The organism is Cedecea sp. FDAARGOS_727 (assembly GCF_012273235.1).
GTDB classification, from domain to species: domain Bacteria; phylum Pseudomonadota; class Gammaproteobacteria; order Enterobacterales; family Enterobacteriaceae; genus Cedecea; species Cedecea davisae.
In genome coordinates this window covers 4,006,371-4,015,190 of the sequence record NZ_CP050966.1, presented here as the reverse complement: position 1 = coordinate 4,015,190, position 8,820 = coordinate 4,006,371, and the positions used below count along the sequence as shown (strand labels likewise).

The window sequence follows — 8,820 nt, the reverse complement described above, 5'->3', positions numbered from 1 at the left end:
TTAATTTCCTATATCGCTAAACCGAGGCGGTAATAAATGACGAGGTGGTCCGGCGCGAGCTCGCCGGGATACTGAAGTGGCGTGCCCACGCTGAACTGGCTTGAGTAGTAGCGCCCGGAAACGGTTGAGCCCCCGGAAACGCCCCACAGCGTGCCTGATGCCTGCTGGTCGGCGCTATCGTTACGCAGCCAGCCGCCGTCAACCGCCACGACTGCGCTGACGTTTCCCAGCCAGGGGAGGCTGAAGAGCGCATAGTTGATTTCATTGCGCAGATAGCCGCCGTTGTCGCCAGAAAGATATTGCTCTTTAAAGCCGCGTACCGAGCTTTCGCCGCCGATAGTCAACCGCTCGCTGCCGTAGAGCTTGTCCGGCGACCACTGGCCGTAAATGCTGCTCAGCCACCATATTTTTTGCGCCAGAGGGCGCTGGAAACTGCCGTTAAGACTCCACTTTTTAAACTCGGCCTTCGGCACATCCCCCCTCTTGCCGTTATCATTTTCTGCGCCAAACCAGGGCATGCCGTGGCTGAAAGAAGGGTTAAAAGTTGCCACGCCGCCCAGCACTTTCTGGGTGTGATTGAGGCCAAATTGCAGGCTGCTAAGCTTGCGGCTGCTGCTGAGCAGCGGCGCATCGTTGAGGTAGTTGCGGCTGATGCGATGGGACAGGCCGATGGAGGCCGCGGTTTTTAAATCACCGTTGCGGTACAGCACCTGAGAGAAGCTGAGGCGGTGGCTTTCCGCCCGCCCGGACGAACGCCACAGGTAGCCTTTGTTGTCGAGGGTGCTGAGATAGTCACTCCAGCTGTAGCTGTAATCAACCAGGCTGTAGCCCCAGGGGATATTGACTCCGGCCTGGAAACTTTGCGCGTCATGGCTGCTTGCGAAGTCACTGCTGCGCCCGCCGCTGATAAACCATTTATCCGCAAGCCCAAGTGGGTTATTGGCGGTGATGGAGCCGGTAAGCTGCCCGGTTCCGGTGCTCTTTTGCCCGCTGTTATCGAAACCTGCCGCGGCTGAAAGCGGGAATTCGGGCGTGGCCGTAAGATTAACAATAGATTCCCCGGCTTTATCTCCCGGCAGAATTTCAATCTGTACCGGCACGGTGCGCAGCCGGTTGATCTGTTCCATTCCCTGTTCGATATCGCGCAGATTAAGGATTTTGCCAATGAGTCCCGGAAACGCCATTTTTAGCTGACGGGGCGGCGCGCCTTCGATACGAATATCCTGCAAATGCCCTTCCAGCACAGCTACATGCAAAACCCCGCCGGAAAGATCCTGTTCGGTCAGAAATGCGCGGCTGGTTATGTAGCCCCGGTTGATATACCAGTCGGAGATATCACGCGTCAGATTATTAATTTTCGCCATTCCCAGACACTGATTAATATAAGGCGCGATAAGTTTTTTTTGGATTTTACTGGAAAGCAGCGTGGCATGATCAATATTAATTTGATTTATGGTAAAACAGGGGCCTTGATCAGACACGGCTGCAGGCCGCTCCAGCCGTGGCTGAAGGCTTCTCTGTAATTCTTCTCGCTGCTGCTGATTCTGTAATAGCAGGTCTTCCTGCTGTTGGCGCACGGTATCTCTGTCGGCAGGTGATAACGGAGCGGCATTATTTAATGAGGAATAAACCAGCACGCACAGTAATGCGGCCTTACGGTAATTGCGCATAAAGTAGCTAATATTTTATTTCGAATTATTGGTAGTATGCCACCTCCCGCCGAAATAAGAAAAGTCTTAAATAAACAGCCCTATTATAATTGGTAGTTAATTTCAGTTAAGTTAAAGATATAATTTAAGATAAGTTCAAGGTGAATTTTCAACTCATTGTTTTTAAACCGCTAAATTATTTTTATGACTCTGCCGGGAAATATAATAATAAAGATATGATTTTTATTTTAATTATGTGACTTGAGTAGAGAAATATAAAAAAGCCGCAACACAAAATGCCGCGGCTTTTTAATAACGGCTGGACGCAGGGCGTTAATCCATGCTTGCGCCGCCGCTGATACGGAACTTGATGTTCACGACAATCCCCTGCCCGGGCTTACCGCTTTCATAGCGCCACTTCTTCATCGCCAGTTTAACTTCGCGCTCGAACATATTCGCCGGCTGGGCCGAAAGGATCTCGACGTTGCTGACGCGCCCGTCCGAATCTACATCGAACTTAACCCGCACGCTTCCGTCCATGCGTAGAGCGAAGGCACGAGCAGGATATTGCGGCCTGTCGCGGCTAATAACGCGCGGCCCGACGTTTGCCGAAGGTGCAGGTGCGGCTGGTGCCGGTTTAGCTGCCGGAGTCGGTGAAGGGCGCGGCGTCGCATTGTTGTCGAACGGCGAGGCTGGGCGCGGTTCTACCGGCTTAGCTTCCGGCTTCGGCTGCTCGACCTTCTTAACCGGTTTCGGCTTAGGTTTCGGCTTTGGTTTAGGCTCAGGTTTGTGAATAACCACCGGCGCTTCTTTTGGCGGCTCGGGGATCGGTTCAGGCTCCGGCTCGGGTTCCGCTACCGGCTGAGGCGGCGGCTGAACAACTTCAGGCTGCGGCGGCTCAAGGTCGGCTGGCGCAACCATGGTGACGCTGATAGGCTGCGAAGGCGCCGGGGACTCAATAACCTGATGTACCGAGGTGTAGAGCAACCCGGCCACAACGGCACCGTGCAGCCCGACGGAGAGTACGGTCGGCCACGGAAAGCGGCGAGGTAAATCGAGGGTCATTGACGTCATAATGGTTTCAGTATCTTTAAGAGACCGCAATTTTAAATGCAAATAGCAATCATATTCAACAACGCATCGAGTAAAGGCGCGCTTTTTCATGCTGTGTGCGCTAATTTCCCGCAGTTATCTCAAGGATTTAACATCCTGTTTATCTTTCAATTGCAGTCTTCGCGCCGTTCACTTACCGTGTTTTTGCAACCCAACATTAAGAAGGAAGTGTGCTCGTGCTGTATGTAATTTATGCCCAGGATATTGCTGACTCACTGGAGAAACGCCTGGCAGTGCGCCCTGCCCACCTGGCCAGACTGCAACTGCTGCGTGATGAAGGGCGACTGCTTACCGCAGGCCCGATGCCAGCCGTAGACAGTAACGACCCGGGCGCCGCTGGCTTTACCGGCTCCACCGTGATAGCCGAGTTCGCCTCGCTTGAAGAAGCCCAGGCCTGGGCTGATGCCGACCCGTATGTTGCGGCCGGTGTCTATGAGCAGGTTTCGGTTAAGCCGTTCAAGAAAGTATTCTGATAGAAGTAAAACGAGCCTGTGACATTCGCAGGCTCGCTGTTCGCTTATGCCTCAACCATCAGCAGATACTTGCGGCGAAAGCTGTCTCTGTCCAGCGGGCGCGAGAAGAGAAATCCCTGCGCCATACGGACATTGTTATTAAACAGCATTTGCATCTGGGAAAAGGTTTCCACCCCTTCGGCAATCACATCTACCTCATGGTCCTGAGCACAGCGCACGATGTTCAGCGTTTCATCTGTGCAGGAAGCTTTAAAACAGGAGCGGTCGAGCTTAATAAAGTCAACGCTTAATAGCGCCAGCCTGTCCTGGAGCTGATTCACCCCATGAATATTATCCCAGGCCATCAAAAAGCCGGCTTCACGCAGGCGCAGGGCATTTTCGCGCCCGGTATCGTCCAGCGCGATATCGTTATCCGTAATTTCAAAAACAATGCGCCCAACGGGAACCGCAAGCCTGGCCGCCAGGGCACAAACTCGCCCGGCAAATCCCTCGTCGTTCAGCTGCACCGGGGAAAGGTTCAGATGCAGCGGATAAGCCGCATTGTGCGGCGTAATGACCTCCGCCATATAGCTGAAGGCCATTTCAATCACATGCTCTCCCAGGGAAACGATGCCGCCGTTTTCTTCCAGACGGTTAATAAACAGGTTCGGGGCAATCAGATTACGGCGATGAACGCCCCTGATTAGCATTTCGGTCCCGACGCATTTAAAGCTGGATGTGTCAAAAATCGGCTGCAATAGCGACTCAAAAGCCAGGCTAAAATTATTTTTCATCACCCGATTAACGATAAATTCAGTGCTTTTTTCCATATTAAAACTCCTCGTGCAGGTGCGCCTTAGCTGGTCGCGATGACAACTTTATTTTTACCGCTGGATTTGGCTTTATAGAGCAGCTTGTCCGCCTTCTCGATAAGGCGCGCGTAGTCTTCCCCCCGCCACGGGCAAAGGCCGCCGCTAAACGTTACCGTAAGCCCTGGCTCACGCCAGACTTTGGCCTCCAGCTGCTTACGCCAGCTCTCCATGATTTCCATCGCCTTGACCTGGTTGCCCGAAAAATAGATAAAGGCAATTTCTTCCCCGCCGTAGCGATAGAGTTTGGCGCGGTCGTCGAGCAGGCCCATTCCCATATCGGCCACCACTTTCAGCACCGTGTCGCCAACCAGATGGCCGAAGCCGTCATTTATTTTTTTGAAATTATCAATATCGACGATACCGATGCTGAAAGGGGCTTCGCGAGTGATTAGATAATCGAGATCGTTATCGAAACTGCGGCGGTTTAGCAGCCCGGTGAGCCCATCGGTGAGGGAAATATGTTTGGCATTTTTTATTTGCTGGCTGCTTTCGGCTATCTCGCTGATGAGTTTATTATCCGCGCCCTCATCCAGCGCCAGTCTGCCAAAACGCATCATCGAAACAATATCAACGATCATTGACTTGATTGACTGGCGCATAAAGAACCACAGCATAAGATAAATCGTCAGGCAGAATATAAATGCCGGAATGATAATTTTAGTTTCGAAAAGTGCAAAGCCTTCAATTTCACTTTCATTTACCCCATACACCACAAACCAGTCGGGGTTAGAGTAGGAATAATAGTAATAATACTTACGCGCATTTTTATCAAAAAATGAGCCCAGGCCATTGCTCATTCTCTGCATAATAGCGGGCGAAATAACGCCGGTGCCTATAGCGTCGCTATCGGCATCGAGTATCGCTTTTCCCTGCCTGTCCACGATGGAGAAATGGCCGACGCTCGGGCTTTTGAGCTGGCGCAGAGGATAGCTCATGTTAACCAGGTTCAGGTCCATCGCAAACACGCCATAGCGCATCCCGGTATCGCTATGGAGCAGCTTCGACATCGTGATAACCGCTACGTTATCCACCGCATTTGCGTAGATTTCGGAGTAGTTAACAAAGGCATTTTTGACGCTAATATTCTCGTACCACGCCCGCCCGGCCAGCTCAAAACTGCTGTCGATATAGGATTTGGGTATGCTGTTATAGCGACCATCACGCTTCGCCACAATATAGCCGGAAACGGACGGCATCACGGATATTGAAGTCGTTAACTTTTTCTCCATTTCCTGGTTTTGATTATTTACCAGGGCTTCAACATTTTTACTGTCCAGTAAAATAGTGTTTTGCCATAGAGTATTTTCTAAAACCTTCAACTGCTGCTCAAGATAGAATGTCGCAACGTTATGAACGAAGCCTTCGTTTTCTTTGTGCAGCGTACTTTTTTGATGACTATAACTTACACCGGAAATTGCCACACTAAAAATAATTAGCACAGTAACAATAATCACAAATAAAAAATTCACTCTTTTAGCGTAAGAGAAATCCTTTTTAACTAAATCGGCAATCAAATTATTTCGCTTCCGTGTGCTGTAAATTAAAAAGCACAAAATAGCCACTACAACCGGCTTATGGGATGATCGCGATCATAAAAAAAACAAACTTCCGCCGTCTGGAAAGATAATTTCCAGCTTATCGGAAACGTTATTTCCTCATTTACAGGAGATATAAATTTGATGGGCACCGCATGCGGTGCCCTGGCCTTATGCCCAGCGATCGTGGATGGCAAACAGCAAGGTATTACGCTGCTGGTTCACCAGGCACTTTCGAATGGCATGGATGCGCATATTGCGTCGGGACTGGCTTTCCAGCCAACGCGCCCTGCGTTTTTGCGTCTGGCGCTGCATCCGCCAACGCCCGACTTCCGTTCTGCTACGCCTCATTTTTACCACTCAACTTTCTAAAAAAGACCCGCCATTATAGAACCTTCTGCCGGGCAAACCATCCGTTTTGCGTATACTTTTAGTGTTAAGCGCTGAAAGTTCTGCGTACACTCTCAACTATTCGGTTTCAAAAGGATTTTTAAGGCATGACAACCTTCTATACCGTGGTGAGCTGGCTGGTCATTCTCGGCTACTGGCTGCTGATTGCCGGCGTTACGCTGCGAATTTTGATGAAACGCCGCGCCGTACCCTCAGCTATGGCCTGGCTTTTGATCATCTATATTCTGCCGCTGGTCGGCATTATTGCTTACCTCTCGGTTGGGGAACTCCACCTTGGCAAACGGCGTGCGGAACGCGCCAGAGCGATGTGGCCTTCGACGGCAAAATGGCTGAAAGACCTGAAAAACTGCAAGCATATCTTCGCCAGTGAGACCAGTAAGGTCGCCGAGTCCCTGTTCCAGCTTTGCGAAAGGCGCCAGGGCATTGCCGGAGTAAAAGGCAACCAGCTTCAGTTACTCACCAGTTCGGATGACACCATGCAGGCGTTGATCCGTGACATCCAGCTGGCCCGGCACAACATCGAGATGGTGTTCTACATCTGGCAGCCCGGCGGTATGGCAGATCAAGTTGCCGAGTCGCTCATGGCGGCGGCACGGCGCGGTATTCATTGCCGTTTGATGCTCGACTCCGCGGGCAGCGTCGCCTTCTTCCGTAGCCCGTGGGCTAATATGATGCGCAATGCCGGTATTGAGGTGGTTGAGGCGCTTAAAGTTAACCTGATGCGTGTCTTCCTGCGCCGTATGGACTTACGCCAGCACCGCAAAATGGTGATGATCGATAACTATATTGCCTACACCGGCAGTATGAACATGGTCGACCCGAGGTTCTTCAAGCAGGACTCTAACGTGGGCCAGTGGGTTGACCTGATGGCACGTATGGAAGGCCCGGTCGCCACGGCGATGGGGATTGTTTACTCCTGCGACTGGGAGATAGAGACCGGCAAACGCATTCTTCCGCCGCCGCCAGACGAAAATATCATGCCGTTCGAAGAGGCCAGCGGCCACACTATTCACACCATCGCCTCCGGGCCGGGCTTCCCGGAAGACCTGATCCACCAGGCACTGCTGACCTCGGTTTATGCGGCGCGTGAATATCTGATAATGACCACCCCCTACTTCGTGCCGAGCGATGATTTGCTGCACGCGATTTGCACCGCAGCGCAGCGCGGCGTGGACGTCAGCATTATTGTTCCACTCAAGAACGATTCTCTGCTGGTCGGCTGGGCAAGTCGCGCCTTCTTTACCGAGTTGCTCGCCGCCGGAGTGAAGATTTACCAGTTCGAAGGCGGCCTGTTGCATACCAAGAGCGTACTGGTTGACGGCCAGTTAAGTCTGGTCGGCACCGTGAACCTGGATATGCGCAGCCTGTGGCTCAACTTTGAGATAACGCTGGTGATTGATGACGAAGGTTTTGCCGGTGATTTGGCCGCAGTACAGGACGACTATATCTCCCGCTCACGGCTGTTAGATGAGCATTTGTGGCTAAAACGCCCGCTGTGGCAGCGGGTGACAGAGCGACTGTTTTACTTCTTTAGTCCGTTGCTGTAAAACGTGGCGCATCAGCACTCGATAAGTGGATGTAGACATGGAAATGGATCTGAACAACCGCCTGACCGAAGACGAGACTTTAGAGCAGGCGTACGATATTTTTCTCGAGCTGGCGGGCGATAACCTCGACCCTGCCGACATTATTTTATTCAACCTGCAATTTGAAGAGCGCGGCGGCGCGGAGCTGTTCGATCCTTCCGAAGACTGGCAGGAGCACGTCGATTTCGACCTGAACCCGGACTTCTTTGCAGAAGTGGTTATCGGGCTGGCCGAAACCGACGGCGGAGAGCTGAACGATGTCTTTGCCCGCGTGCTGCTGTGCCGCGATAAAGACCACAAGCTTTGCCATATTCTGTGGCGTGAGTAACCGTAGCGCGGCCGCCTGGCCGCGTTATTTTTCATCAAGCTTCGGTAAATGCTCTCCGCAGGTTTTACAGTAATGCGCATTGGCCGCATGATCCTGCTGATGGCAGCGCGTACATTCCCGCACTGAACGCCTTCTTTGCATATCCTGAGACATCTGAGAGGTTAAAATACCTGTCGGAATAGCAATCACCGAATAGCCAATCAAAATCAGCAGCGATGCAACAAAACGCCCGATGGCCGTATGCGGCACAATATCGCCGTAGCCCACCGTCGTTACCGTAACAACCGCCCAGTAGACCGAGACACCCAGGCTTGTGAAGCCATTGGCCTTCCCTTCTATGCCGTACATCAGCGCGCCCGCCGCCACCATCACGATGGCGATAAACGAATAGAACAGAATCAGCTGATTGCTGGCGTTAATCAGGCTGCGCCAGAGGCTCTTGAGGGCGGGCATATAACGTAGCAGCTTGAGAATACGCAGCACGCGTATCGCCCGCATCGCCCGCCAGGCAAAGTAGTAGTGAATAGCGAATTCTGGCCACAGCCACAGCACATAAAGCGGCAGCATGGTCGCGAGGTCGATAATCCCCCAGAAGCTAAAGACATAGCGTATGGGTTTCGGCCAGGTGAGCACGCGCAGAAAATATTCGCAGGTGAAAAGCAGCGTGAAGATAATTTCCAGCCAGATAAACAGGCGCCATTCGCCATAGGTCAGGCTCGGGTCGTTTCCCACGCTGGATTCGGTAAAGACAACGGCAACGCTAAGCAGCGCCAGCAGGCCACAGAACGCCTCAAAGCGGCGGCCGGAGCGGGTGTTTTGGTCGAACAGAAAGCGGTAAAGCAGCGCCCGAAATGATGAACTAGTCCCTGACACG

Annotated in this window: 9 protein-coding genes; 3 read left to right on the top strand and 6 right to left on the bottom strand. The window is 52.2% G+C overall.

Annotated features, from left to right (window positions below):
- Window positions 1-8 precede the first annotated feature (8 nt).
- Window positions 9-1,670 (bottom strand): ShlB/FhaC/HecB family hemolysin secretion/activation protein, encoded by a 1,662-nt coding sequence (locus FOC35_RS18960; RefSeq protein WP_172569817.1) that lies wholly within the window; start codon window positions 1,668-1,670, stop codon window positions 9-11.
- 312 nt (window positions 1,671-1,982) lie between these two features.
- On the bottom strand, window positions 1,983-2,723 hold the full coding sequence (gene tonB / locus FOC35_RS18955) for a TonB system transport protein TonB (protein WP_039898287.1): 741 nt from the start codon (window positions 2,721-2,723) through the stop codon (window positions 1,983-1,985).
- Window positions 2,724-2,938: 215 nt separating this feature from the next.
- On the opposite strand from tonB, the gene FOC35_RS18950 reads away from it, so the two are divergent.
- Complete coding sequence (locus tag FOC35_RS18950; RefSeq protein WP_039898288.1) at window positions 2,939-3,235, top strand: YciI family protein; 297 nt, start codon at window positions 2,939-2,941, stop codon at window positions 3,233-3,235.
- A gap of 44 nt (window positions 3,236-3,279) precedes the next feature.
- On the opposite strand, the gene FOC35_RS18945 is transcribed toward FOC35_RS18950, so the two are convergent.
- From FOC35_RS18945 to FOC35_RS18935, 3 genes are all read right to left on the bottom strand, one after another.
- Complete coding sequence (locus tag FOC35_RS18945; RefSeq protein WP_016536718.1) at window positions 3,280-4,044, bottom strand: EAL domain-containing protein; 765 nt, start codon at window positions 4,042-4,044, stop codon at window positions 3,280-3,282.
- Between the two features lie 26 nt (window positions 4,045-4,070).
- The gene (locus tag FOC35_RS18940) at window positions 4,071-5,540 is read right to left on the bottom strand and encodes a sensor domain-containing diguanylate cyclase (RefSeq protein WP_254065312.1); all 1,470 of its coding nucleotides are present in this window, start codon (window positions 5,538-5,540) and stop codon (window positions 4,071-4,073) included.
- 252 nt (window positions 5,541-5,792) lie between these two features.
- Window positions 5,793-5,972 (bottom strand): YciY family protein, encoded by a 180-nt coding sequence (locus FOC35_RS18935; RefSeq protein WP_071704092.1) that lies wholly within the window; start codon window positions 5,970-5,972, stop codon window positions 5,793-5,795.
- A gap of 146 nt (window positions 5,973-6,118) precedes the next feature.
- Here FOC35_RS18935 and cls point away from each other — a divergent pair, with 146 nt between their 5' ends.
- On the top strand, window positions 6,119-7,579 hold the full coding sequence (gene cls / locus FOC35_RS18930) for a cardiolipin synthase (RefSeq protein WP_172569815.1): 1,461 nt from the start codon (window positions 6,119-6,121) through the stop codon (window positions 7,577-7,579).
- A gap of 37 nt (window positions 7,580-7,616) precedes the next feature.
- Window positions 7,617-7,946, top strand: a complete 330-nt coding sequence (locus tag FOC35_RS18925; protein ID WP_016536722.1) for an HI1450 family dsDNA-mimic protein — start codon at window positions 7,617-7,619, stop codon at window positions 7,944-7,946.
- A 24-nt stretch (window positions 7,947-7,970) separates the two neighbouring features.
- Here FOC35_RS18925 and FOC35_RS18920 read toward each other — a convergent pair whose 3' ends face one another.
- Window positions 7,971-8,819 (bottom strand): ion transporter, encoded by an 849-nt coding sequence (locus FOC35_RS18920; protein ID WP_016536723.1) that lies wholly within the window; start codon window positions 8,817-8,819, stop codon window positions 7,971-7,973.
- Between the last annotated feature and the right edge of the window lies 1 nt (window position 8,820).

Coding starts and splice junctions, on each gene's coding strand:
- cls (WP_172569815.1), top strand. CDS start 6,119: ATGACAACCTTCTATACCGTGGTGAGCTGGCTGGTCATTCTCGGCTAC.
- tonB (WP_039898287.1), bottom strand. CDS start 2,723: ATGACGTCAATGACCCTCGATTTACCTCGCCGCTTTCCGTGGCCGACC.
- FOC35_RS18945 (WP_016536718.1), bottom strand. CDS start 4,044: ATGGAAAAAAGCACTGAATTTATCGTTAATCGGGTGATGAAAAATAAT.
- FOC35_RS18960 (WP_172569817.1), bottom strand. CDS start 1,670: ATGCGCAATTACCGTAAGGCCGCATTACTGTGCGTGCTGGTTTATTCC.
- FOC35_RS18935 (WP_071704092.1), bottom strand. CDS start 5,972: ATGAGGCGTAGCAGAACGGAAGTCGGGCGTTGGCGGATGCAGCGCCAG.
- FOC35_RS18925 (WP_016536722.1), top strand. CDS start 7,617: ATGGAAATGGATCTGAACAACCGCCTGACCGAAGACGAGACTTTAGAG.